This is a genomic window from Mycoavidus sp. HKI (assembly GCF_020023735.2).
GTDB lineage: Bacteria > Pseudomonadota > Gammaproteobacteria > Burkholderiales > Burkholderiaceae > Mycoavidus.
This window is the reverse complement of the sequence record NZ_CP076444.2, coordinates 1,899,140-1,924,588: the sequence shown is the minus strand read 5'-3', so window position 1 is coordinate 1,924,588 and position 25,449 is coordinate 1,899,140. Positions and strand designations below refer to the sequence as shown.

Below are 25,449 nucleotides of genomic sequence, written 5' to 3'. Positions count from 1 at the left end.
AGTGCAGCCAGTATAATTATCTACCGCGCAGCGGTTACGCTATTTCATAGAATTTCCCGGTTACTTTATTGAATACCTTACCTGTTATGCAAGAAAAATATATTCCTACCGAAGTTGAAGCGGCGATGCAACGTCATTGGGCTCAACACAATGTATATCAGGCAAGCGAAGCGGCCCCTCGGGATAAGAAATTTTATTGCGTGTCGATGCTGCCTTACCCTTCTGGCAAGTTGCATATGGGGCATGTGCGCAACTATACAATCAATGATGTGATGGCCCGCTATCTACGGATGAAAGGCTTCAATGTATTAATGCCGATGGGCTGGGATGCATTCGGCATGCCGGCAGAAAATGCGGCGATGGCAAATGGCGTGGCGCCGGCGCAATGGACCTATGACAATATTGCCTACATGAAAAAGCAAATGCAGGCGATGGGCTTGGCCATAGATTGGTCGCGCGAATTTGCAACCTGTGAGCCGGATTACTACAAATGGAATCAGTGGCTGTTTTTGAAGATGCTTGAGGCGGGCATCGTCTACAAAAAAACCGGCACCGTCAATTGGGATCCGGTTGACCAAACCGTATTGGCGAATGAACAAGTTATCGATGGCCGCGGCTGGCGCTCAGGCGCGTTAGTTGAAAAGCGTGAAATCCCAATGTACTACATGCGGATTACGCACTATGCGGGCGAGTTATTAGACGCACTCGATGATCTGGGCTGGCCAGAGCGGGTTAAGCTGATGCAGCAGAATTGGCTAGGTAAAAGTACCGGAGTGAATATCAGCTTTCCCTATCAACTCGATGGGGAACAAAAGCTGTTACGGGTTTTTACCACGCGCGCCGATACTCTGATGGGCGCAACCTTTTGTGCGATAGCTGCCGAACATCCGCTGGCGCTGCACTTAGCGCAAAACCGGCCAGAATTGCAGGCTTTTATTGATACCTGCAAATTAGGCGGCAGTGCCGAAGCCGATCTGGCAACCCTTGAAAAGAAAGGTGTCGCCACAGGTTTTTTCGTTCAGCATCCACTGACCGGGCAAGACATCGAAGTATGGCTGGGTAATTACGTGTTAATGAGCTACGGCGAAGGCGCGGTGATGGGGGTGCCAGCGCATGATGAGCGTGATTTTGCGTTTGCGCTTAAATATGGTCTGCCGATTAAGCAAGTGATTGCGGTCAATGAGCAGCCTTACTCTAATACCAACTGGGCCGATTGGTATACAGATAAAGAAAATGGCGTCTGCGTAAATAGCGGAAAATACAATGGCTTGGCCTATGAGCAGGCAGTCAAGGCGATTGTTGCTGACTTAGCCGCACTCGGTCTGGGTGAGCAACGTGTGGTATGGCGTTTGCGCGATTGGGGTATTTCGCGGCAGCGCTATTGGGGCACGCCGATTCCACTGATTCATTGCGCTGCATGTGGTGAGGTCCCCGTGCCAGAGGCGGATTTGCCCGTTGTCTTACCGGAAGATTTAGTGCCAGATGGCAGCGGCAATCCGCTGGCCAAATCAGCGGCTTTTGTTAATTGCAGCTGCCCTAAATGCGGTGCGCCTGCACGTCGCGAAACCGACACGATGGATACCTTTGTCGATTCATCCTGGTATTTCTCGCGCTATACCTGTCCGGCTGCGCAAATCAATGGCCAACCGTCGATTGTCGATGCGCGCACCGAGTACTGGATGCCGATGGACCAATATATCGGTGGTATTGAGCATGCGATTTTGCATTTGCTGTATTCTCGTTTTTGGGCCAAAGTGATGCGCGATCTCGGCCTGGTGACGTTTTCTGAGCCGATAAAAAATTTACTGACACAGGGCATGGTGCTCAACGAAACTTTTTATCGTGAAAATGCTGCTGGCAAACGCACCTGGTTTAACCCGACTGAAGTGACCTTGAGCCGTGATAGTAAAGGCCGGCCTTGTGGCGCCGTGCTCAACGCGGATGGCTTACCGGTGGTCGTGGGGGGCATTGAGAAAATGTCCAAATCAAAACATAATGGCGTTGACCCACAATCATTGATTGACCAGTACGGCGCAGATACGGCACGTTTATTTATCATGTTTGCCGCGCCTCCCGAGCAACAGCTTGAATGGTCGAGTGCCGGGGTCGAGGGCGCGAGTCGCTTTTTACGCCGGCTTTGGACATTTGGCTATGCACAGGCTGACTTGATGGCGCGTGCAGCCTCTTTGAACGTCACTTCGTTGGCCTCCAGTACGTATTTAGCTCGTTTAACTGAAGCGCAAAAGGCATTGCGCCGCGACATTCATCGCATCTTGACGCAAGCTGAATTTGACTATCAGCGCGTTCAGTACAATACGGTTGTCTCGGCTGCCATGAAAATGCTCAAGGCACTTGAAGCTGCAACCGAGGCCCAAGCGGGTGAGGCCACCGAAATGTGGGGTCTAGTGGTGCGCGAGGGATATGGCATTTTGCTGCGCGTGTTGTACCCAGTGGTACCGCATATTGCTTGCAACTTGTGGGATGCGCTTGGATTTAACGCTGAATTTGGCTGCGCGCTATTAGATGCGCCTTGGCCTGAGATTGATCAGGGCGCGCTTGAGAAAAGCGAGATCGAGTTGGTGTTGCAGATCAACGGTAAGGTACGAGGCGCGCTCGCCGTTGCCAAAGAGGCCTGCCGTGATGAGATTGAGCAAGCAGCGCTCGCTCATGAGGTGTTTAAGCGTTTTGCTAATGGCCAGATGCCAAAGAAAGTGGTGGTGGTGCCTGGGCGTCTTGTCAATCTGGTGATTTAAGGGGCTTCTTATGTTGAGCACCCGCGTGGCCGCTGTGCCCATCCTCCTCACCTTGATCTTGCTAGCGGCGTGTGGCTTTCAGCTTAAAGGTCAGCAGGATTACGCTTTCAAGCGCCTTTATATCGAGCCCTCTGGCACGGCCAGTCCGTCGATGATCGTGCGCGTGAAGCGGATGATTCAGACTGGCAGCGATACAGTTATCGTCGCTGCCACGCATGATGCCGATGCGATCCTGTCGGTCTCCGCCGCGCGCAATCAGCGCGCCCTAAGCTTGACTGCCCAAGGGGTGGTTGAAGAATATGAACTGGCTACGTCGGTGGTTTATGCACTCACCAGCATGGACGGCACGATCTTAATCCCAACCAGTATGATTAGGCTGAATCGTTCGATGACCTATAATGATCGGTATGCGCTGGCCAAACAAGCTGAATCTGAATTGCTGTATCGCGATATGGAAAATGATGCGACGGATCAATTAATGCGTCGTCTGGCCTTGGTGCATAGCCTTAAGCCTGCACAATAGCTTTATACCTGCTTGACTCAACAAGAAACCCATGCAACTGCGCGCTGATTCGCTCGCTAGCCATTTACGCAAGGAGCTTGCAAAGCTTTACATTGTATATGGCGATGAGCATCTTCTCATTCAAGAAACACTGGATGCCATTCGCGCAGTTGCGCGCGCGGCAGCTCATACGGATCGCTCTATTTTTACGGTGGAGCGTGGCTTTGATTGGAGCGCGTTGCTCGGCACCAGCCAAGCCATGTCGCTGTTTGGTGAGCGCCAATTGCTTGAAGTGCGCATTCCAAGCGGTAAGCCGGGCAAGGAGGGCGCCGAAGCTCTAAAAATACTAGCGGCTGAGTCTCATCCAGATAGGGTGGTCTTGATTACCTTACCTAGACTGGATGCCGCCACTCAAAAAACCGCGTGGTTTACGGCTTTGCTCGCAGCCGGGGTCGCCATCCGCATTGATCGCGTTGAGCGAGCCTTGCTGCCGAACTGGATTAGCCAGCGTCTGACCGCCCAGGGCCAGCAGATGCCGCCTGGTGAAGCCGGGCGGCAGGCATTGCGGCTGATTGCGGAACGAGTCGAAGGTAATTTGCTGGCGGCTCATCAAGAAATTCAAAAACTTGGGTTGCTCTACCTTCCGGGCGAGCTTAGCGTCGAGCAAATCCGCGAGGCGGTATTAAATGTGGCTCGTTATGATGTCTTTAAGCTGAATGAGGCCATGCTCGCAGGTGATGTGCGGCGGCTCGCCACCATGCTGGATGGTTTGCGCGGCGAAGGCGAAGCTTCTATGCTGGTACTATGGGCATTGGTTGAAGAATTGCGGGTGCTGCTGCAGCTTAAGCGCGGCGTGGCTGCTGGCCGGCCGCTCAATACCCTGCTGCGTGAGCAGCGCGTATGGGGGCCGCGCGAGAAGCTCATAGGTCCTGCGTTAGCGCGCTTGAGCGAAGAAGCACTGGTCGCGGGCTTAGCTTTTGCGGCGCGCCTAGATCGTCAAATGAAAGGGCTTACGCGTCTTTTTGCCAGTGAGCCGCCGCAGGCTTTGCCACCTGCGGACCTGTGGCATGGCCTCTTTGAGTTAGCTATGATGGTAGCGCTGTCGAATCAATCAAGGGTAGGCCAAAGCCGGGAATAATATGAATATTGATCACTATATGACCGATCTCGGTCAACGCGCTCGCACCGCTTCACGTGCCATGGCGCGAGCCACAACGGCGGCCAAGAATAATGCGCTAGCGACGATTGCATCTGCGCTTGAGCAAGACATTACGGTGTTAAAAGAAGCCAATGCACGCGATTGTGCGCAGGCGCAAGAAAAAGGCTTGGAGGCAGCTTTTATTGATCGCCTAACCCTATCCGATGCAGCGCTGCGCACAATGATTGCTGGCCTGCGACAGGTACTCTCGTTGCCAGACCCGATTGGCGAAATCAGTGAACTCAAATTCCGCCCAAGTGGCATTCAGGTTGGCCGGATGCGCGTGCCACTTGGCGTGATTGGCATCATTTATGAAGCTCGGCCGAATGTCACCATTGACGCTGCGGCACTGTGCCTGAAAGCCGGTAATGCGGTGATTTTGCGGGGTGGTTCGGAGGCGCTCAATAGCAATCTGGCCCTTGCTCGTTCAATTAGCAGCGGGCTTGCAGCCGCCGGCTTGCCGGCCGATGCAGTGCAAGTGGTCGCGACGGCTGATCGGGCTGCTGTGGGCAAATTGGCGACGATGGCTGAATATATCGACGTGCTGGTACCGCGTGGCGGCAAGAGTTTGATTGAGCGCTTAATGCGCGAAGCGCGCGTGCCCATGATTAAGCACCTAGACGGTGTGTGCCATGTATACGTCGATAGTGCGGCCGACCTGACCAAGGCCCTAGCGGTTTGCGACAATGCAAAGACGCAGCGCTACGGCACGTGTAACACGATGGAGACACTATTAGTTGCCGCTAGCATAGCGGCGACCGTCCTGCCGCCGCTATGCCGGCTGTATCAGGATAAAGCCGTCGCCTTACGCGTCTGTGCTCGCAGTCGTACAGTGCTTGAGCAAGCCGGGATTGCTTCTCTGACCGATGCAACTGAAGCAGATTGGCGTGCCGAATACCTCGCACCTATTCTAGCGATTCGTATTGTCGATGATCTAGATGCTGCCATTGACCACATTAATACTTACGGTTCAGCCCACACAGATGCCATCGTGACTGAGCATTATGACCATGCGCAACGCTTTTTGCGCGAAGTGGACTCGGCCAGTGTTCTGGTGAATGCTTCAACGCGGTTTGCCGATGGTTTTGAATATGGACTTGGCGCGGAAATCGGCATCTCAAACGACAAGCTGCACGCGCGCGGACCGGTGGGCTTAGAAGGTTTAACTTCGTTGAAATATATTGTGTTAGGCCACGGCGAAGGCAGGAGCTAAAAAGTTCAGGATTACCGAAAATGATGTCATGGCAGCTAACTCAATGAACATTCGATTATTTGTTGCCGAAAAGGCCCTGGAATGAGCGCAAAACTACTGCGTCACGGTTAGCAAGTCTGGCATAATATCCGGCCTAGTGATCTCCGATATTTATTTTTTGACGTTTGGTGTCTGACAAACTTAGCGTGTTGCAAAACCTGTCAGCTGGCGTCTTTTTTAAAAGATACTCATGCTTTGGATTAAATCGTTACATATTGTTTTTGTTGCATCGTGGTTTGCGGGCCTGGCTTACCTGCCACGGATTTATATGAATCTGGCGCAAGAAACCGAGCCGGCAGCGATCAAACGCTTGCTGATGATGGCTCGTAAGCTGTTTCGCTTTATGACGATTATTGCCATACCCGCGCTTGGCTTTGGCCTTTGGTTATGGCTAGTGGTTGGCATTGGCCTGGAAGGCCCAGGTAATGGCTGGATGCATACGAAGCTAAGTATTGTTGCGCTGCTGATTGCTTACCATATTACCTGTGGCAAGCTGCTAGCGGTATTCGAGCAGGGGCGTAATAAACGTAGCCAATGCTGGTATCGGGGGTTTAGTGAGCTGCCGGTGTTGGGGCTGCTAGCTGCTGTACTTTTAGTGGTTTTCAAACCGTTTTAAAGCGTATTGTAGCGTCGCTCCCTATCAATCCTTTGACTATTGCATCGTAACATCCTCTCTCAGGCTAGATCAGAGCCCTACCATCCGATCGCGTTTCGATTCAGTCGGCCTCATCGTATGGTGAGGCTATTTTGTATTTTGCATACCTACAAATGATAAACATAAAAAATCCCCAAAACCCCCCTGGCTTGACCAGCGGAGTGATGTTGATTATCGCCACGGTGGTAGGCGGCGGTATGTTTTCCTTGCCTATCGCCATGTCCGGCGTCTGGTTTGTTGGCGGGGCAACTATCCTTATTTTAGTTGCCTTAATGATGCTGATGACTGGCTTGCTTTTACTGGAGGTCAATCTTCATTTCAAGCCCGGTGCGAGTTTTAATACTTTTACCACCGAGCTGCTGGGTAAAAAATGGAGCGTGCTAGTTGGCGCCTCTTTTATTTTTGTGCTGTATATTCTGACCTATGCTTATATTTCCGGCTCTTCAGCAGTACTCTCTCAGACCCTAATTAAATATACTGATATATCGCTGCCGGTGAGTTTCTTGGTGCTTATCGTTAGTTTTATTGTTGGTCTGATTGCTTGGTATAGCTCACGGTGGGTCGGCCGGATTGTTACCGTACTGACCTTTGGTAAATTTATTGCTTTTTTTGCTACCTTTTCCGGCATGGTCAGCCATATTGAAATAGCTAAACTTTTAGATTCGGCCTCGGTCGCGCTCAAAGACACTCATTATTTCCCGTATGTACTGATGACCTTGCCCTTCTGTATTATTTCGTTTGGTTTTCACGGTAACATGCCTAGCTTAGTGAGATTGTATGGAAAATCCGGCATCCGTAACATCACTCGTTCTATTATTATCGGCATGGCAGTTTCTCTTCTGCTTTATATCTTCTGGCTGCTAGTCACAATGGGCAATATTAGCCGCGCCGAGTTTCCCCAGATTATCGCCAAAGGCGGCAACATCGATACCTTTGTCGGAGCGCTCCACGGTGCTTTGAACAGCAAGTACATGGATTTGATTTTGACGTTTTTTGGGAATTTTGCCGTGGCGAGTTCAATGTTGGCGGCAACATTAGGGCTGTTTGATTATATCGCCGACCTCTTTAATTTCAAAAATGATCGTATTGGACGATTTAAAACCGCCGTTATCACCTATTTACCTCCGGCGGTGGTCTGTTCTTTTTATCCTAATGGTTTTATTTATGCTATTGGGTATGCTGGGCTAGCTTTTACTATTTGGAGCGTGATTTTACCGCCGTTTTTGGTAAAAAGCGCTCGCAAGCGTTATGCGCAGGCAATATATACTGCACCATGCAATAATCTAATGCTTAACCTGATTATTGTTTGCGGCTTTATAGTTTACCTGACGGTGATTATGAGTATGTTTGGTTGGTTGCCAGTTTTCAAGTAAAGCTGTAGAGGTAGTGACCGCATAGAGCAGAAAGTGCCATCTAAGTGGGTCGCGGGCTTGCAGAAACTGCAGCGCGAACACCTTTTCGTCGCGAATATCTACGATACCATCTAGGGGGTGTAAGCTGGAAGCGGAGAAATTTTTGGAACGTATATAAATCAATAACTTATAAAAGGCCTATTCCAGTCACTTAACCCAACGAGCCTAATGTAACCTGTTGATTTATTTAGATTTCAAAAATTTCTCCGCTTCCAGCTTACATCCCCATCTAGGAAATTTTGGAGAATGATCAAAATGTTGAAATTTCTGAAAAAAATATTTAGTGGTAGCCAGTCTAAGGCATATCCTTATACACAACTCAAAATATCTGGTTTTGGCGCGCCCAGCGTAGACCCTGAGCAAAGGCAGTAACCTGCTGTAATCCTTGCCAGATGGTTTTTACGCCGGGCTCGCCATCCCCTTTTCGGCCTAAGAATCCACCCAACATCGCAATAAGCCGCACTACTTCATTGAGTCGAGGCGTCTTTTTTGGCACAGGTTTTTTCATGAGAAGATACGCGGCTTGCCATTCCTCTGGCTCAAACAGCAGTTCTGCTTCCAGATCAGGGCAAGTACGGCCTAGTCTCATCAAGCGAGCGATTCGCCAAGCCACCACCATATAGACCGCCAGCGCCCTCTCTAACTTTTCGATAGCCCCTAGTTGCAGCGCCTCGACGCGACAGCCGTTTTTGAGAACGTGGAAGAACATCTCAATCTCCCAGCGAGCCCGATACCAGTCAATCAACTCCACTGCTGCGTCGAAATCAAGTACCACGCGATTAGTGAGCAAGCGCCACTCCACAGGCTTACAGCCAGACGGTACCTCCACTTCTTGGGCTATTACGCAGGTCACTTCTAACGGGGAGCCCTTTCTATCATCAAGGACAACGCGTTTCATTCTGACTTGCTGACGTACCGCTCGAGCCTTTTGGCCATGCCGTGAGGGCATCATAAAATGCAATTCGCCTACCGCTGCCTGCGCACCGACTGCCTCCCACAGGCGAGCACCATCTGGTAGCACCCGGTTGTGACACGAGCGAATTAACCAATCCACCGGATTCCCCAGTTCGGAGGCTTTGCATATCAGTTCTAGCATGTCGGATTCACGGTCTGCCATATACACCAAACGTGTCTCGGGTAACTCGGCTGAGAGTTCTGCCAGTCGGCTATACCCTTCGATCCAGCGTATACTTTCCTTGATCCCAGACCGATTCTCTACGTCTTCTTTGGATGCACGTGCCCACATCCACGCATCTAATACGCCTAACGGTTCACGCTCCAACGATACCGCATACGTCGGGTGCAGGTACATACCTCGTTGCGCTTCGTAACACAGGGGACCCAAGCCTTCTATCGATTGTCCGTTGAAGTTCAGTTCCGTGGTGTCTTGGATGCACAAAACGGTACGCTGCTCTTGTAAGCGCGCACGCGAACAGGACCAGTGCGGCTCTAAAATAGACTCCCAACCTATATCCTCTTGAGATAAAAATCGATACGCCCCCTGGGTTTCCGCCCACCCTTTACATGCCCCAGGCAGACTCGCCGTCGGCTTTTCCCCAAGACGCTCTGCAAGCAACATCAGCCTCTTGTTTAACCGCTTGTCACCTAAATCTACTGTCTTAAATTCTTTCGCTGCCCAGCTCATCTCTGCCTGTCATCTCTTTCTTTTAAAGGTTTATTGTACTTGGCTGTTTATAGTTGTGTGTAAGGACATGAGTCTAAGGATGCCGATCCTGTTGATACAGATGTGCCTGAAGAAAGTGTTGCCGAACTATTGGATAATGAAAATGGGCCTGATTTGGAACAATTGGAAAAAAATCTTCAGAAGTTCATCCAGCTCTTGACCGCTTCCTTATCCCAGACGGAAGCTCGGCGTCTATGGCAAGTAGCCCGCACCGCCCTATACGAAACAGAAAGCTCGTTTGAGGCGCTACAGGAAGTCATGTCAGGGGACGACGGCCAACGACGAGGTCAGTGGCTGATTATTCAACTAGACTGGAAGGCAAGTGAAGAAATTGGATGGCAGGTTGCTGAGATTCTGGCAACCCTCAATGTCCAAGAGCAGTGGGATCATGATTGCGAAATGGAATTCGAATCAGTTCCTGCTGCATTTCAGGCATTGTCGGAGTGGCTGGCCGCAAGAGAACTTGCACTTCTGCATTTTGAAACAGATTCTGACTCCTACTGTGCCATCATTATCAAAGGTTCTGACGTTGCCGCGACAAAGCAACTTGCAGAAGCCGCACAACTCACTCCCTACGATCAACTTGATTTTTCTAAACGCAATTGCTAGGGCGTGTATTTGAGGTTAGTTTGACCTTGCTTCGATAAGGTATCCTGAAGTTTGAACTGACTCCCGAAAGTTGGACGATAAACTAGTTAAAGCCTTTGGGGATCAATGGAACGTAAAGTGTACTTAAGCACAATTTGCATGTTTTGCTGCATAGCTTCTATCAGAGCTATACTCAGGATCTTTCACATAAAACGTATCACATTGCGTATTTCGGCGATCGTGACTGCCAGTTGCAGATTTATCGTGATCGATAAAGTGAGGCAAGTGAAGGTGTTGAGATTGTACATAAATCGGTCACGATGAGTGTCAAATTCGAATTAAAAAAATCTACTTTTGTGTTCAATCACACAAGTAAATAAGATCAATATGCATACTGAGCGCACGGGCTGCCGCATCCCTGACCGACGCATTTTCATCCTGACAAGCGCCGGCCATAGGCCAAAAAGCGCAGCAATTCAACCCCCAAAATTCGAGGACATTTACCACTGATAAGTCACAGCATGGTGCTATATTAGATTGTGTTAGCCATCTAGGGCTTTTAATTTGATAGAAAAAAGCTCACTTTTAGCTATACCGTGGTCCTCTTCTCACATTTTTATAAGGAGCAGAAAATGATAACGTTAGTCGGTACACAAAACGATTTTCTAAATGAGATCAAGGAATTTCAAAGGGATCTGTAAGGCTAAACGCACTACGATCGATGCTTTGAAGGTAGATGTATTGATTTGCGAGAATAATGCTTTGAATTCACGACAGAGGAAAAGATGAGTACACCAACTACACCAACCTTAGCCACCACAACCTCACGCGGGGGCAGCCAGACAGCAGGCAGCCTTCAGTCAGCTGAGATAGCTCCCATCACCTCAGGCGTTTCTTGGGGTGCCATTTTTGCAGGCGCAGCCGGGGCAGCAGCGCTTTCCTTGATTCTTCTGATGCTTGGCATGGGCCTCGGCTTGTCATCCGTCTCGCCGTGGTCGAACCAAGGCGCCAGCACGGCGGCGATAGGTATGTCGACCATTTTGTGGCTTACTTTTACGCAACTAGCGGCGTCTGGTGTGGGCGGCTATCTGGCCGGTCGGCTGCGGACGAAATGGGCGGTCGTGCAAACGGACGAGAGATGTTTTCGCGACACAGCGCATGGTTTCATTACATGGGCCGTAGCGACACTATTGACCGCAGCATTGCTGACTACAACGATCAGCTCTATTCTCACTAGAGGCGGCGAAGCAGCTGCCTCGGTAGCCGGCACTGTTGTCAGCGCTGGAGGGGCCGTAGCCAAGAATGCTGCTCCTTCCCTTGGTGAGAATACGGATTACTTTGTCGATTCGCTTTTTCGCAAGGGCATGAGCGCATCAACGGACTCATTTTCAGCCCAGCCAACAGGCAGTGAAGTTAGCTCGGCCAATTCCAAGTCTGAAGTGATTCGTATCTTTTCCAATGGCATCCGAACGAACACTTTGCCTTCAGAAGATAGGCGCTACGTTGCCCAATTGGTTGCGCAACGCACAGGCATGGCTCAAGCCGATGCCGAAAAGCGCGTGACAGCTATCTTTGACAAGATTCAGGTGAAGCTCAAGGAGGTCGAGGACACTGCGAAGGAATCCGCCGACAAGGTGCGCAAAGCGTCTTCCTATGCAGCGCTTTGGTTTTCTGCATCGTTGCTTTTCGGTGCTTTTTTTGGCAGTTTGGGTGCCATGTATGGCGGCCGTCGCCAAGATTTATAAATCGCCATAGAATGGTTTTTATAGCCGTAACATGCATTCACCGCTATTGCTTTTTCTTGGTATGCCCATTCCGATCACCATTTTGATCGCTTTGTTCATGCCCTCATTCTTGTGGCACCCTTTTAAAGGACTCAATCATGGCAAGCACAAAGACGGCAACGACGACCACGAAGAAGAGCACCCATGCATCAAAAACCTTAGGAGCCACAGCGATGCTGCGGGCTGACCACAAACACGTCAAGGAGCTTTTCGAAGAATACGAAAAAGCGCGCGTGGCCACGAAGAAAAAAGACTTGGTCACGCAAATTTGCATCGAGTTAACGGTCCATGCCCAGCTTGAAGAGGAGATATTTTATCCCGCCGTCAAGAAAGCTTTAAAGGACCACGAGCTGGTGCCTGAGGCAACTGTCGAACACGATACCCTTAAGAACCTCATCGCTCAAGTCAAGGACGTTGAGCCCAATGGCGAAATGTTCGACGCGAAGATCAAAGTGTTGTCCGAGTACGTGAAGCATCATGTCAAGGAAGAGCAGAACGAGATGTTTCCAAAGGTCGAGGGCTCAAAGTTAGACATGATTGAACTAGGTGCCCAGATGGCAGCTCGTAAGGATGAGTTGAGGATAAAGTTTGCGTAGTTGATGTAGTCCATCTCAGTTTTTTGCAAAAACTGAGATGGACTGAAGTTGCCGGCCCTCGGAGATCAACCGAATTACAAAATAATAAGGGTGAATAGGCCTTAATCCATCGGCTGATTAGAGCCGTTTTTGATCAATTATTTTAAATTGCTCTAAGACGCCTTGCGTAGTTCGCGCGGAGTAAATTTGATCACTGAATGCGTCGGGTGGCTTATGTTTGACCTAATATCTGTAGGAGCCTTTTCTTCTGTCTCAAAGAAAAAGCGTTTCTCGCCAAAAGCCGGCACTAAGTCATCTAACCAAGTGGCCTTTGGATCGAATTTCGCATAGAAAGGCCGACGTACCCAATCTGGGTTGCGGGCTTGCAGAAACTGTAGCGCAAACACCTTTTCGTCGCGAATATTCACGATACCATCTACCACCACTTTACCCGGAAACGCGCTCATTGAAGGGCCGCGCACGGTGCGAGCTAGGCCAGAGACGGTTTGATACGCTGCCTGAAAAATCTCATACGCTTTGGCCAGCGGCATTTGAAAATATTCATGGGGTCCGGTATCGCGCTCAACAAACATATAGTACGGAATGGCCCCTAGACGAACGCCCAGTGTCCATAATTCGGCCCATGCTTTAGCGTCGTCATTGATGTGGCGGATTAACGGGGACTGCATTCGTACCGTGGCGCCGGTTGACAGAATACGCTTAAGCGCTTTTTGCGCCATCTCTTGGCGCAATTCAACCGGGTGATTGTAATGGCCCATGAGCGCTAGGTTTTTACCTGCCTTGACAACCCTCTCGAAAAGGCGCAATAAATCGTCGGCATCTTTATCAGTTACAAACCGCTGTGGCCAGTAAGCAACCGATTTAGTCCCAATGCGAATGTTTTGAATATGCTCGAGTTCTGGATCGAGTAGTGGCTCAATGTACCCAGTCAGCGAGCGGGTGTTCATAATGAGGGGATCCCCCCCAGTAATCAGCACATCCGTGACTTCTTTATGTTGCTTGAGATAGGAAACTAATTCGCTTGACTCTCTCGCATCGAACTTGAGGCCTTCCATGCCCACAAATTGCGGCCAGCGAAAGCAGAATGTGCAATAGGCATGGCAGGTTTGTCCGGCGCTTGGAAAGAACAACACGGTCTCTTTATATTTATGCTGTAGGCCCTGAACAGGGGCTCCATCTAGCATAGGCACGTTGTGCGTCATTTGGCCGGCTGGGTGCGGATTCATTTGCAAGCGGATTTTTTTAACTTGCATTTCAATCGCCGCCTCATCTTTTTTGATGAGCACTAAATCCCTCAGATGAGCATACTCTGCGGGTGGCAACATGTCTTGATGCGGAAAGGTGAGACGATACATTGGATCGTCTGGCACACGATCCCAATCAATCAACTCGCTCATGACATATTGATTCGTACGAAAGGGCAGGACACGCGAAACTACGAGTACTGCTTCGCGCAGTTCTGTTGGGATTTTTTCCCACTGCGGCGCTTGCTGGATGGATTGCCGGGTATAAGGCTTAAATTTCGGTGCAGCGAGAACCTCTTGAGTCACTTTATATACCCCTATTCAGTCTGATTTTCTTAAGAATTGCGCTTACATCTCAGCTTAACGATTAGATGGGAACTCAGGTTCCTTGCGGTGGCGATTGATGACTAAGCCCGTCACTGCCACAATCACTGCTAACGCTGTCGTGATCAGCATTTCCGTGCGGTGGTGAGGCTGGATAAACATGGCGAATAAGATCCCAACGATAGCTACAATGACAATCCAAGTGAGCCATGGGAAGAGCCACATCTTAAGTTTTAGTTGCTCACCGTTAGCGAGTAAGCGCTTGCGTAAACGCAGCTGAGAGACGGCAATGACTAAATACACTAACAACCCGATCGCGCCTGAAGTTGCGAGCAAGAAGGTAAATACTTGCTTGGGCATTATATAGTTGGCAATGACCGTTAAAAAAGCGACTGCGGTAGAGGCAAGCACTGCGAGTACTGGCACGCCATTGCGCGTTGTGCGTTGAATTGCAGCCGGGGCATCGCCACGCTGGCTAAGCGAAAAAATCATCCTTGAGGCAGTGTATAGAGCAGAATTTAGGCAACTAATTAACGCGATCAGGACAATAATATCCACCAGCGCTTTCGCATAAGGGATGTTAACTAACTCAAGCACACGTTGATACGCACCCATCTCTGGCAATAGGGGATCGTCCCATGGCACTAACGAGATCACTACGAAAAGCGAGGCTAGATAAAAGATACTGATACGCCAGATGGCGGAATTAGTCGCTCGGGTGATTTGCCGGACGGGATTTTTGGATTCAACCGCAGCAATCGTCGCGACTTCCGCGCCAAATAAGCTAAACATGGCAATCACCATGGCCCCGATCACCGCCTCCAAACCGTTTGGCGCAAAGCCGCCCACCGCATTAGAAAGCGCGCCTATGCCGCTGACGCTACTGTTTGGCAGAAAGCCCATAATCGCGGCCGCGCCAATGCAAATAAAGATAATAATTGCGGTAATTTTGGTGAGGGCAAACCAGAATTCAAGCTCGCCGTAGTACGCGACTTTCAATAAATTGCTTGAAGTTAGCGCCGCAGTAATCGTTAGAGCAAAGACCCAAGTGGCAATATCTGGAAACCATGAATGCAAAATAATCGCTGCGGCAGTCGCTTCTAGCGGGATGACTAAAACCTTGCGCCACCAATAAAGCCAGCCGATTGTAAAACCTGCCCAACGACCAATGGCATGATCGGCATAAGTTGAAAAAGAGCCCGTATCCGGTAAAGCGACTGCCATTTCGCCTAACATCCGCATGACCAATAAAACGATGATTCCTGAAATCAGATACGCAATGATCACAGCTGGCCCAGCCGCGGCAATCGCATGTCCAGAACCAACGAATAAGCCAGCGCCAATCACGCCGCCAATCGAAAGCATTGCAACGTGGCGTTCCTTGAGCCCAGTATCGAGAACACCGCAAGTTGCTGGTGCAGCAATTCGACTGCCCAATGGTTTGGTCATGCCTTTCTTCAATTTCTACTCCAATATTTTGAACATCTCGTTAGAACATTAGCTATTTTTCTAACGTTAAATTAACCAGAGCTTTCCAAAACGATACCTTCAGTTCTGGAAAATACAATGCTATAAATTAGCTATATTCACCTGAAAAAGCGTAAAAAACCAGTAGATTCCCCTCTATTCTAGTTAAGAACCTATTAAAATGAGGGCTTCGCGCAAAAAGCGCCAAGTCTAACAAAAATTATGCCTTCATTCGAGTTCTTTTCACCCTGCCCGCGCGGCCTTGAGGCAGTATTTGTTGACGAATTGCATGAGATTGCCTTACGTGCTCCTCTTGAGGTCGGCGCTTCTGTGCCGGGTGGCGTATATTTCACCGGCGGGCCCGCCGCTGCCATGGCCGTGAATTTGCATTCGCGTATTGCAAGCCGTGTCTTATTGAAAGTAGCCCAGCAATCTTATCACAATGAGAATGATCTCTTTGCGTTTGCGTCTGAGCAGGCTTGGGAGGATTGGTTCACGGCACAACAAACATTGCGCGTGGATATTACCGCGATTAAGACGGCGCCCGTGCGCAATGTAGGTTTCGCGGCTTTGCGTGTCAAAGATGCGATCTGCGATCGTCTGCGCGCGGTAACCGGCGCACGACCTAATATTGATACCGCCACACCAGATGTGCGGGTATTCGTTTTTCTGAGTGCCACAGAGTGCACGCTGTACTTAGATACAACTGGCGAAGCGCTGTTTAAACGCGGTTGGCGGCTTGATAAGGGCGCGGCGCCGCTGCGCGAAAATCTAGCCGCGGGTATTTTGCGCTTAAGCGGTTGGACGCCGGCGGTACCGCTCTATGATCCAATGTGTGGCAGCGGTACCTTTATTATAGAGGCGGCCCAGATGGCGCTTGGTTTGGCGGCTGGAGGCGAGCGCCATTTTGCGTTTGAAAAACTCCAATCCTACGATATGAGCGCATGGCCTATGTTAAAGGCAGCAGCGCTTGAGGCGCAACAGATAGCGCGTAGTCAGCACAGTGAGTTGAATATATTTGGTAGCGATATTTCGGGTGATATGCTGGTTAAAGCCCAGGCTAATCTAGAGCGGGCTGGGCTTCGTCAACTGTGGTTAAAGCAGGTTGATGCGTGTGCCATGGTAGCGCCTACGGAAACGCCAGGCATCATTGTCGCTAATCCGCCTTATGGCGAGCGGGTCGAGGTGCGTGGCCAGGCGCCGCGAGCGCGTAGCCAAGACCGTGAGATGCAGACTGGACGCCGCGACCAGAACGAATTTTTTCGCGACGCGCAGCCAGACGAGGCTAGCGCTGAATTTTTTCGTGCTTTTGGTGATGCTCTTAAACAACGTTTTACGGGTTGGCAAGCCTTTGTTTTAACTTCTGACCGCGGTCTGCCCGGCCAAATGCGTTTACGGGCAGCAAAACGAACCCCGCTTTTCAATGGCCCAATTGAGTGCCGGCTATTCCGCTTTGATCTGGTGACGGGTTCAATGCGCGAGCGGCGCTCCGATGAAGAGTAATTGTATTATTTTATGCGGCCCTGCTTTATATCAGTCTGCGGTCGCGGACCCCAAGCCGGCATTTTTATTTGCTCCTGACAAATCCAGACGATAGGATTGACGAATGACGCTTAGCCCGATTAGTATCCATAGCGTAGCTGGGGTCATCAGTAAACTGTGAGTTAAGCGGCTCATTTCGTGCCATCAATAGAAGCTAGAGGGACTATACACATTGCAAACTTGTATAGCATTTGTCATTCATTTTGAATAGGATGTGGGCTTGTGATAGGTGGCTCAAGCAAGTGGCGATGAGGCGGTAAGGTTAAAGAGTCGCTCCATCAGCTTGAAATGGAAGGAATTGCTTGGTGAACCGGGAGGGGCTCATATGTATCACGATGCAAAGAATCTCCGGGGTTTCGAATTTCAAGCGCAATGCTTTAGGCTATAGCCAGCTTCATTACTTCAAAGAAGGTAAAAAATACTTAGATCGGGCTTACCAACAGCAAAGTCAAAATCTGCTTGAAGCCCGGCGCTTATTCAGCAAAGCGCAAACCTTCTTTAATAAAATCCCCCCTGCCGAAAAAAATACAGAAATTAACAGAAATATAGCGCAAGCTCATCTTGAGCACGGTAATCGACTGCGAGATATGGGCTTTATCAAAGAGGCGCGTGCCAGTTACGAAGCTGCCCGAGCGTTTGATCAACCTGCCGCAGATGAAAAACTGCAAGCATTGAGCGTGGTTAAAACGCCAGGTTTTCCTCAAAAACTCGTATTTCAAAACTTAATTGCCTCTTCCGTCAATTTAGACGCCCGCGTACTGCTATCGTCTGCGGCGCTCAGGGCAACCTGCTTTAAGCATAATTTACCGCCTGTGGTGGTGGATACTGATCATTCAACGGCTGCGCGTGACATTAAAAATACTCGCCACTTAGCCCGCTGTCTGCAATCTACTCAATCACCTCCAACTCAAGAATTAAACGAATTAGCGCGTAATATCTTGGAGGCCTTCGCCCAAAGAGATTTCAAAGATTTAGATCTCTGGCGAGAAGTTGTGCCATTAGCGGCCACCGCAGATCCAGAGAAATGCCGTTATTTGATTGGCAAAGCTCATGATGCACTGGTGATACAAGAAAAACTCTTGGATCTATCTGCTCTCCAGAGTTTGGCTATGATGATTCACAACTTGCCGGAAGCGCTCTTTAAGAAAAGTGCAGGAGATTTAGTCAAACTGTTGCAAACCTTGACGAGGCGTTTATCTAGCGAGCATATAGAAGGTAATGTGCAGCAATTTCAGTTGCTGCTGCACACCACCTCACAGGTCTTAGACGCGATGGCCAAAGCGAGCGTTACCGGGATTAACCGTATCCAGGTTCAGGAACCGCTAGATAAGGTCTTAGCAAAATTAAGCCAAACGCCCGAGTTGCGCTTTCAAGCGTACTACGCGCGTCAAGCTTTAGCGCATATTCCGAATGATGAAAGCCGTTGGCAAGAAACATGGCGCCGGAGTTCAAGCGTCATTTTAGGCGCGACGAACTTGGCTCATGTGGTGCAGACTTTTGACCCGAAAAAATTGCTGAATGCTTTTGATCATTTTAGCGAGGCATTTTCTGGCGCGAGCGAGACCGTCAAGCGTTTAGCCGAGTTAGCCGATGAAATGAACGATTTTGGTGCCACTGTGCTGGCAACCGGCACGGCAATTCGTGATCGTTTAACAAAAAGTAAGCAGCAACGTTGGTATGCGGCGCTGCAATTCTTAGATACCTGCTTAGAAGAGGGCCAACTGGTGCCATTCGAGCAATTTGCTCGGCATAGTCTATATAGCCGCAACGAAGCCTTCTTATTAGGATTGTGCCAACGCTTAGAGCAAATAGCTCGTATCCAAACAGAGGACACCACGCAAGCCGCAGCCCTTCAGTTTTTAGGTGATGTGGTGCAAAACAAAAGCCGCCAGTGGGGGCAGTATGCCCGGGTGCAGCAAGCTGTCCGCCACGCCTTAGGCCGCTTGGCAAAGACCCAAACTTTATCTGAACGCATGCAAGCGCAAGTCAGAGCACTGCTAGAGCAGTTGCCGCCTATGCTTCAGCAAGCTAAAACAGCGCATGCTATAGATCACTACGTTGTGCCAGTATGGGATCCGGCTTGGCAGCAAGTGGGCACTCAGTTACTGCAGCTGGCGCGGGGAGATGATCTTCTTTTAACCCAGTCGCAAAGCGTTATGTTGCAAAGCAGCAAGGCCCCGCTGGCGTTTTTAGGTCTAGAGAAAGATATCTTGGCATTAGAAGCGCACTATGCAAAAGAGCTTGAGGAAGTGGATGAGGTAAAAGATGCCCTCGCGATGTATGTCGCGCCACAGGGCAAGCTGACCGTTGATGCGTCTGAGCACTTCGATTTAGAGCGCAAAGTGAGCGCATTTCTGGCATCAGAGAAAAAGGTATTTTTGTTGTTGGGCGAGGCCGGCTCTGGCAAATCAACCTTTAACCGGCACCTTGCCCGTCGCTTATGGGATGACTATCACAAAGCTCAGTCATCGCAGGAGCGTCCTATCCCCTTATTTATTCCACTTTCTACCTTGGAGGATTCAAGTAAGAATTTGATCGAGCAATATCTGGCAGGACAGGGTTTGTCAAAGGCTCAGATAGAGGCGTTACGTCAGGCACGTCGCTTTATCTTTATTCTAGACGGCTATGATGAGCTGGCCCAGCGCTCACGTGCTTTTTATGCAGATAACCGATTGGATCGGTGGCAAGCGCATGTGATCATGAGTAGCCGGCCAGAATATTTAGGGAGCGGCTATCAAAGTAAATTCCAGCCACAAGGCAAACCTCGTTTATTCGAAGAGTGTCGGCTGGCGCCATTTTCGGATGCGTCAATAGAACACTATATTCATCAATATGTGAAATATGTAAAGCCAAAATGGGGTGCTCAAGAATATCAACAGGCTTTTAAAGGTGCGCCGGAATTAAAAGATCTGGTGCGCAATCCCTTTATGCTCAATATGGCCTTAGAGGTATTGTCTACACTGGATTCGCACAAGAGCCGGAAGTCACGACTGACGCGCGTCGCGCTCTATGACATCTTTGTGGACAACTGGTCTGCGCGCTCGCAAGAACGCTTAGGGCGGATTCAATTAAGACCCGCGGAACAGGAGGCATTTGAGCGTTTAGATGAAGAGGGGTTTGTGGCCCACGAAATAGAGTTTAGTCAACGCTTTGCGGTAGCGTTGCATCTAGCTCGAGCGGTCACCGTCACTTATTCAGCGGCAAGTGATGCCAAGCATGGAGATTGGCGCGAAGAATTTTTAGGCAACGCTGAAAAGACGCGTTTGCTGCGCTTTAATGCTCCGTTAATCCGCCAAGATAATCAGTATCGCTTTATCCATAAATCGTTACAGGATTATTTTGTGGCGCGTGCGCTATGGGAAGAAATGAGAACCTCTGCTGGGAGCGGGCAAGAGTTATCTAAGGAACTTAGTGCCACGAACAATCAACGTCTGTTATGGAACGAGTTGGAAGATTTTTTTGCGTTGCAGCCAGCGGCGTTGCTCAACCAACTTAACGTAGTGGAAGATCCAGCGGTACTGAGTTTTTTAGTCGAGCAAGTAAGGCAGGAGCCTACTTTAATCAAGTCCCTCTTAGCGTGGGTCAAGGCGTCAAAGACCCGAGATGGCATTGACAGAGCCGCGGCCAATGCTTTGACTATTTTAGTCAAGGCAGGCCGGCAATTGAATGGCTTAGATTTGAGCCAAATCAAAGTGCCGGGAGCGGATTTAAGTTATGGGGTCTTTGACCAAACTCAATTTAAAGGGGCGGATTTAAGGGAAGTCAAATTTCGCGGCGCATGGTTGCGTGGGGCAAACTTAGAGACGGCACAGTTGAGAGGCATTAACTTTGGTGAGTTGCCTAGTTTAGAGTTGAATAGCAAGGTGTCTGATTGTTGTTATTCCCCTGATGGGCACTGGTTGGCTGTGGGTACCAGCGAGGGCGAGATAAAACTGTATCGAACTGAAGCATTAGAGTTGGTGCATACGCTTGCAGGGGCGGATGATGCTGTGAGGGTGAATAGTGTGAGTTTTTCACCAAACAGCGAATTCCTGGCGTCAGGAGGAGAGGATACAAAGGTGACGCTATGGCAAGTAGAAAGCGGAGATGCAGTGCATGTGTTTGAAGGCCATAGCGATGCGGTGAATAGTGTGAGTTTTTCCCCCAATGGTGAATTCCTGGTGTCGGGGAGTCGGGATAAAACGGCGAAATTGTGGCGCACAGAAAGCGGCGAAGAATTGCATACGTTTGCCGGGCATAGTGACCGGGTGAGGAGCGTGAGTTTTTCGCCAAACGGTGAGATTTTCGCGTCGGGGAGCAAGGATGGGACGGTGAAACTATGGCGCACCGCAGGCGGAGAAGCGTTACGTACACTTGAATGCCATGGTAGCGCAGTCAATAGTGTGAATTTTTCGCCTAATGGCGAATTGCTGGCGGCCGGCAATTACAGGGTAGCGAAGCTGTGGGAAGTAGCAAGTGGTAAAGAATTACATGCGCTTGAAGGGCATAATGGTTGGGTGAGTAGTGTAAATTTTTCGCCCAATGGCAAGTTTCTGGCCTCGGGCAGTTCAGATAATATGGTCAAGCTATGGAGCGTAGAAAGCGGCGAGGAATTGTCTACGCTTGAAGGGCATAGCGGTAGGGTAAAAGGGTTGAGCTTCTCGCCAGACAGCAAGTTTTTGGTGTCGGGGAGTGGGGATGGAACGGTGAAGTTATGGCGAGTCGAAGACGGGGAAGAGCGGCCTATGCTCGGAGGGCATAGTCATGGGGTGAGGAGTGTGAAATTTTCCCCCAACGGTGAGTATCTGGCGTCGGGCAGTGCGGATAACACGGTAAAACTATGGAGTGTAAAAAGCGGCGAAGAATTACGTACGCTTACAGGTCATACACTCAGTGTGCTTAAAGTCAATTTCTCACTAGATGGCAAATTTTTGGCCTCAGGGAGTTGGGATAATACGGTGAAGCTGTGGAATGTAGACAACGCAGAAGAGTTGCATACGTTTGCAGGACATAGTGAAAGGATCAGTAGCGTGAGTTTTTCGCCAGATGGCAAACTCCTGGCCTCAGGGAGTTGGGATAACACAGTGAAGCTATGGAGCGTAGACCGCAAAGCAGAGCTATATACCCTTAAGGCCCATGATAGTTGGGTGAGTAGTGTGAATTTTTCACCAGACGGTAAGCTCCTAGCGTCGGCGAGTAAAGATGGGAGCGTGAAGCTATGGAACATAGAAAACGGAGAAATGTTGCGTGTGCTTGAAGGGCATTGGCCTGGGGTCAGTAGCGTGACTTTTTCGTCAGATGGCAAGCTGCTGGCGTCAGGCGGGGCTGATAAGGTAGTGAAGCTATGGCAAGTAGACAGCGGAAAAATAGTGCACACGCTTGCCGGACATACTCATTGGGTGATGAGCGTGAATTTCTCACCAGATAACACGCTTTTGGTGTCGAGTGGCAAGGATGAGGCGGTCAGGCTGTGGTCAGTAGAGACAGGAGAATGCAAGGCGACACTGCCCTGTTTTTTTGACTGGGTTGATTCAATCGTTTGGCCTGAGTCCGCGGAACATATTATCAAATTGGCGGGTGGCAAAGGGCGGGCCGCGCATATTTGGCAAATAGAACCGAAAGCGAATGATTGGCGGGTCGGGTTATATTGGGCTTCATCTCAAAACCAACTCACCTTAACCCATGCCTCGATTCAAGATGCACAAGGCTTAAGTCCAATGAACGTTCGCTTATTCGCACAAAGGCAAATACAAGGATGATTAAATTAAAAAGAACTCGTTCAGGGAAAAAAATTAGCCATTCAGCCTAGTATTTATTATTGGGTCATCGTGCCAGAATATTTAGCATTCTCAACCTGTTGGCGGTAAGTCAACAAACAAGATAAATGCTAGATGAACAACTTATCAATGCCGCACGATGCCTTATTTAAATTATTTCTTATGGATATCGAAATTGCTAAAGAATTTCTACAAATCCATTTGCCTGACTCTTGGCAACAAGAATTTGATTTCAATACTCTATCCCTTGCTCCGGGCGCATTCGTTGAGGCCAATTTAAGCCAGCATTACAGCGACATTGTCTATTCAGTCCACGTAATGAAAAACCAAGGCTTAGCGTATATCCTGCTAGAACATGAAAGTGCGGTGGGTAAGTTAACACCTTTTAAGCTGTGGCGTTATCAAAGTGCCATCATGAAACAACACCTTAATCAAGGCGATACATTGCTACCGGTGGTATTGCCATTAATTTTTTATCGGGGTACAGATCCATATAAAGGCTCACTCTGTCTCTTAGAGTGCTTCAGACACAAGCCAATAGCACAAAAAATATTTGCATTAACAGAACCCATTCAACTGATTGCGTTATCGACGATACCAGACGAGATGTTGATGACACATAAACGTTGTGCAGTAATGGAATTGGCGCAAAAACACATTCATGGTTTGGAGTTGATGGAGCTTGCACCAAAAATATTTGAGCTATTTGAGCGTTATCCAATTTCTATTGAAAAAAGAAAAGCATTGCTATATTATCTAGCAAATGAAGGCCGAGGATTAGACAAGCAATTTGTCCAATCTATGATTAACATTGCACCACATTACCAGGAGGATATTATGTCTGCTGCACAATATTTAATTGAAGAGGGCCGGCAAAAAGGGCTACTCGAAGGATTGCTTGAAGGACAGCAAAAGGGGCTACTCGAAGGGCAGCAAAAGGGACTGCTCGAAGGTTGGCAAAAAGCTGCGCTTGAAATTGCTAAGAATTTGCTAGCAGGAGGTGCCGCGCTAGATTTGATCAAGCAAGCCACTAAACTTTCTGACGATAAAATCAAAGAGCTTACATGTCATTGAATTGTACGTCTTAGACAGGAGCCCAGCATTGAACGTCTGGGCAGACGGCCTGCAGAAAGGTTTGCAAGAAGGTTTACAACGAGGTCGCCGAGAAGAAACGAGTACCATTGTTCAGAGTTTGAGAGCGATGGGAATGGACAACGCTTTCATTGAGAAGGCCACTGGGCTAAGAGAGAAAGAAATCGCCACAATCCTTAAGCAAACACACTAAGAAAAGCTTAGATATTAAAAGCAAGAGGGGCAAAATACTCTTCTGACGCCACAACGTCGGCATCCTACGCCTACATCTTGACCCATTTAAGTTGCCGATGAATTTCTTCGTTCATCCGCGTATTTTAAGTAAAACTATATCTGTAAATCACGCATTTAACCACTTGAAGTGTTAGGAGAAAATAAACATGTCCGATTTATCTGCTGTGCGGTCTATCTTTCCGATTTCGTGCCAGTACTTCTGGCGTATCCATCTAGGAAATAGTTTTGCGTACGATTGGATCTAAGAACTCAAACCAACAGCAAAGGTAGGATGGAATAACGCGGATAAAGGAAAGACGTAAAAGCGAGCCAGCCAGCTTTTGCGTGTGTTCTTGGCATTGGAGAACTGGAGGCGGGAGTCGGAATCGAACCGGCGTTGACGGCTTTGCAGGCCGCTGCATGACCACTCTGCCATCCCGCCATGTATCAAGCTTGACTGGGCGACAATGTTTACATTGCCAGTCATCCCTCTATATGTAGACTGATAGATTGGAGCGGGAAACGAGACTCGAACTCGCGACCTCCACCTTGGCAAGGTGGCGCTCTACCAACTGAGCTATTCCCGCATAAATTGCAATGCGCGTTTTGCGTCTTATTTAATGCAAAGACGAGATTATGAATAAGTGCTTATTTGGTGTCAAGTGATTGCTACAATATACTTACATTTAGATGTAAAAGAAGGGGCGATCGCTAGGGTAAAATTGGGTGGCAAGGCCAATTAGGGGCTGGATTTAGAGGAAAAGGTTGTACGTGAATAAAGCTTGGATTAAAGAATCGGAACCCGCTGAGCCAAATGAAATGGAGCTTGAGCAGGTGCAAATACCCGCTGGGGCGAAGAATTACATGACGCCAGCAGGCTATCGTAAATTAAAAGCAGAGTTATTGAGTTTGCTTGATCATGAGCGGCCTGAGGTGGTTCGCACCGTATCCTGGGCGGCTGCCAATGGAGACCGTTCGGAGAATGCAGATTATATTTACGGCAAGCGGCGCTTACGTGCAATCGACAAACAAATTCGATTTTTGACCAAGCGGCTGGATAATGCGGAGGTCGTAGACAGCAGTTACCAAGAAAATCTAGATCAGGTGTTTTTTGGCGCAACGGTTACCTATGCGACAGATGAGGGCGTTGAACACTCCGTCACCATTGTCGGGGTGGATGAAATTAATCTAGAGCAAGGTCATGTGAGTTGGGTCTCACCGATTGCGCGGGCTTTGCTTAAAGCAAAAATAGGTGACACGGTGCCGCTTCATACGCCAACCGGCATAATGCAAATCGAGGTGCTTAAGATCCAATACCCTGACCGAGCCGATGCGGGTTAAGTGAGACTTCTATATGCGTGCGCCAAGCACGGTTCTTGGGGATAGT

The 25,449-nt window shown here is 49.2% G+C and carries 16 protein-coding genes and 2 tRNA genes; 13 read left to right on the top strand and 5 right to left on the bottom strand.

Annotated features, from left to right (window positions below; translation table 11 throughout):
• Nucleotides 1-86: 86 nt before the first annotated feature.
• The 6 genes from leuS (at nucleotide 87) to KMZ15_RS07500 (ending at nucleotide 7,733) form a co-directional block, all read left to right on the top strand.
• Nucleotides 87-2,753, top strand: a complete 2,667-nt coding sequence (gene leuS / locus KMZ15_RS07525) for a leucine--tRNA ligase (RefSeq protein WP_223692214.1) — start codon at nucleotides 87-89, stop codon at nucleotides 2,751-2,753.
• 10 nt (nucleotides 2,754-2,763) lie between these two features.
• On the top strand, nucleotides 2,764-3,276 hold the full coding sequence (lptE, locus tag KMZ15_RS07520) for an LPS assembly lipoprotein LptE (RefSeq protein WP_223692207.1): 513 nt from the start codon (nucleotides 2,764-2,766) through the stop codon (nucleotides 3,274-3,276).
• Between the two features lie 31 nt (nucleotides 3,277-3,307).
• Nucleotides 3,308-4,393: a DNA polymerase III subunit delta gene (gene holA / locus KMZ15_RS07515; RefSeq protein WP_223692205.1), complete on the top strand. Its 1,086-nt coding sequence runs from the start codon at nucleotides 3,308-3,310 to the stop codon at nucleotides 4,391-4,393.
• Between the two features lies 1 nt (nucleotide 4,394).
• Nucleotides 4,395-5,666: a glutamate-5-semialdehyde dehydrogenase gene (locus tag KMZ15_RS07510; RefSeq protein ID WP_223692201.1), complete on the top strand. Its 1,272-nt coding sequence runs from the start codon at nucleotides 4,395-4,397 to the stop codon at nucleotides 5,664-5,666.
• A gap of 229 nt (nucleotides 5,667-5,895) precedes the next feature.
• Nucleotides 5,896-6,321 (top strand): CopD family protein, encoded by a 426-nt coding sequence (locus tag KMZ15_RS07505; RefSeq protein ID WP_223692199.1) that lies wholly within the window; start codon nucleotides 5,896-5,898, stop codon nucleotides 6,319-6,321.
• Between the two features lie 203 nt (nucleotides 6,322-6,524).
• A complete protein-coding gene (locus KMZ15_RS07500) occupies nucleotides 6,525-7,733 on the top strand; it encodes an aromatic amino acid transporter (RefSeq protein ID WP_258134746.1) in 1,209 nt (402 codons plus the stop codon).
• 358 nt (nucleotides 7,734-8,091) lie between these two features.
• Here the strand turns inward: KMZ15_RS07500 and KMZ15_RS07495 are convergent, their stop codons facing one another.
• Nucleotides 8,092-9,417 carry an IS4 family transposase gene (locus KMZ15_RS07495; RefSeq protein WP_223691058.1) on the bottom strand — a complete coding sequence of 442 codons (1,326 nt, stop codon included), beginning with the start codon at nucleotides 9,415-9,417 and terminating at the stop codon, nucleotides 8,092-8,094.
• 102 nt (nucleotides 9,418-9,519) lie between these two features.
• Here KMZ15_RS07495 and KMZ15_RS07490 point away from each other — a divergent pair, with 102 nt between their 5' ends.
• The 3 genes from KMZ15_RS07490 (at nucleotide 9,520) to KMZ15_RS07480 (ending at nucleotide 12,424) form a co-directional block, all read left to right on the top strand.
• Nucleotides 9,520-10,065 carry a hypothetical protein gene (locus KMZ15_RS07490; protein ID WP_223692195.1) on the top strand — a complete coding sequence of 182 codons (546 nt, stop codon included), beginning with the start codon at nucleotides 9,520-9,522 and terminating at the stop codon, nucleotides 10,063-10,065.
• A gap of 764 nt (nucleotides 10,066-10,829) precedes the next feature.
• A complete protein-coding gene (locus tag KMZ15_RS07485) occupies nucleotides 10,830-11,789 on the top strand; it encodes a hypothetical protein (protein ID WP_223692193.1) in 960 nt (319 codons plus the stop codon).
• Between the two features lie 137 nt (nucleotides 11,790-11,926).
• A complete protein-coding gene (locus tag KMZ15_RS07480) occupies nucleotides 11,927-12,424 on the top strand; it encodes a hemerythrin domain-containing protein (protein WP_223692191.1) in 498 nt (165 codons plus the stop codon).
• A gap of 152 nt (nucleotides 12,425-12,576) precedes the next feature.
• Here the strand turns inward: KMZ15_RS07480 and KMZ15_RS07475 are convergent, their stop codons facing one another.
• Together KMZ15_RS07475 and KMZ15_RS07470 are read right to left on the bottom strand one after the other, a co-directional pair.
• Complete coding sequence (locus KMZ15_RS07475; protein WP_223692188.1) at nucleotides 12,577-13,974, bottom strand: KamA family radical SAM protein; 1,398 nt, start codon at nucleotides 13,972-13,974, stop codon at nucleotides 12,577-12,579.
• Nucleotides 13,975-14,028: 54 nt separating this feature from the next.
• Nucleotides 14,029-15,441, bottom strand: a complete 1,413-nt coding sequence (locus tag KMZ15_RS07470) for an amino acid permease (RefSeq protein WP_223692185.1) — start codon at nucleotides 15,439-15,441, stop codon at nucleotides 14,029-14,031.
• Nucleotides 15,442-15,681: 240 nt separating this feature from the next.
• On the opposite strand from KMZ15_RS07470, the gene KMZ15_RS07465 reads away from it, so the two are divergent.
• The 3 genes from KMZ15_RS07465 to KMZ15_RS07455 all read left to right on the top strand — a co-directional run bounded on the left by KMZ15_RS07465 (nucleotide 15,682) and on the right by KMZ15_RS07455 (nucleotide 23,831).
• A complete protein-coding gene (locus KMZ15_RS07465; RefSeq protein ID WP_223692183.1) occupies nucleotides 15,682-16,962 on the top strand; it encodes a class I SAM-dependent RNA methyltransferase in 1,281 nt (426 codons plus the stop codon).
• 374 nt (nucleotides 16,963-17,336) lie between these two features.
• Entirely contained in the window at nucleotides 17,337-22,739 is a 5,403-nt protein-coding gene (locus KMZ15_RS07460; protein ID WP_223692180.1) for an NACHT domain-containing protein, read from the top strand.
• Nucleotides 22,740-22,871: 132 nt separating this feature from the next.
• Nucleotides 22,872-23,831 carry an Rpn family recombination-promoting nuclease/putative transposase gene (locus tag KMZ15_RS07455; protein WP_223692177.1) on the top strand — a complete coding sequence of 320 codons (960 nt, stop codon included), beginning with the start codon at nucleotides 22,872-22,874 and terminating at the stop codon, nucleotides 23,829-23,831.
• Between the two features lie 599 nt (nucleotides 23,832-24,430).
• Here KMZ15_RS07455 and KMZ15_RS07450 read toward each other — a convergent pair.
• Together KMZ15_RS07450 and KMZ15_RS07445 are read right to left on the bottom strand one after the other, a co-directional pair.
• Nucleotides 24,431-24,504, bottom strand: a tRNA-Cys gene (locus KMZ15_RS07450).
• A 69-nt stretch (nucleotides 24,505-24,573) separates the two neighbouring features.
• A tRNA-Gly gene (locus KMZ15_RS07445) sits at nucleotides 24,574-24,649 on the bottom strand.
• 184 nt (nucleotides 24,650-24,833) lie between these two features.
• Here KMZ15_RS07445 and greB point away from each other — a divergent pair.
• Nucleotides 24,834-25,403 (top strand): transcription elongation factor GreB, encoded by a 570-nt coding sequence (greB, locus tag KMZ15_RS07440; RefSeq protein WP_223692175.1) that lies wholly within the window; start codon nucleotides 24,834-24,836, stop codon nucleotides 25,401-25,403.
• Nucleotides 25,404-25,449: the final 46 nt, after the last annotated feature.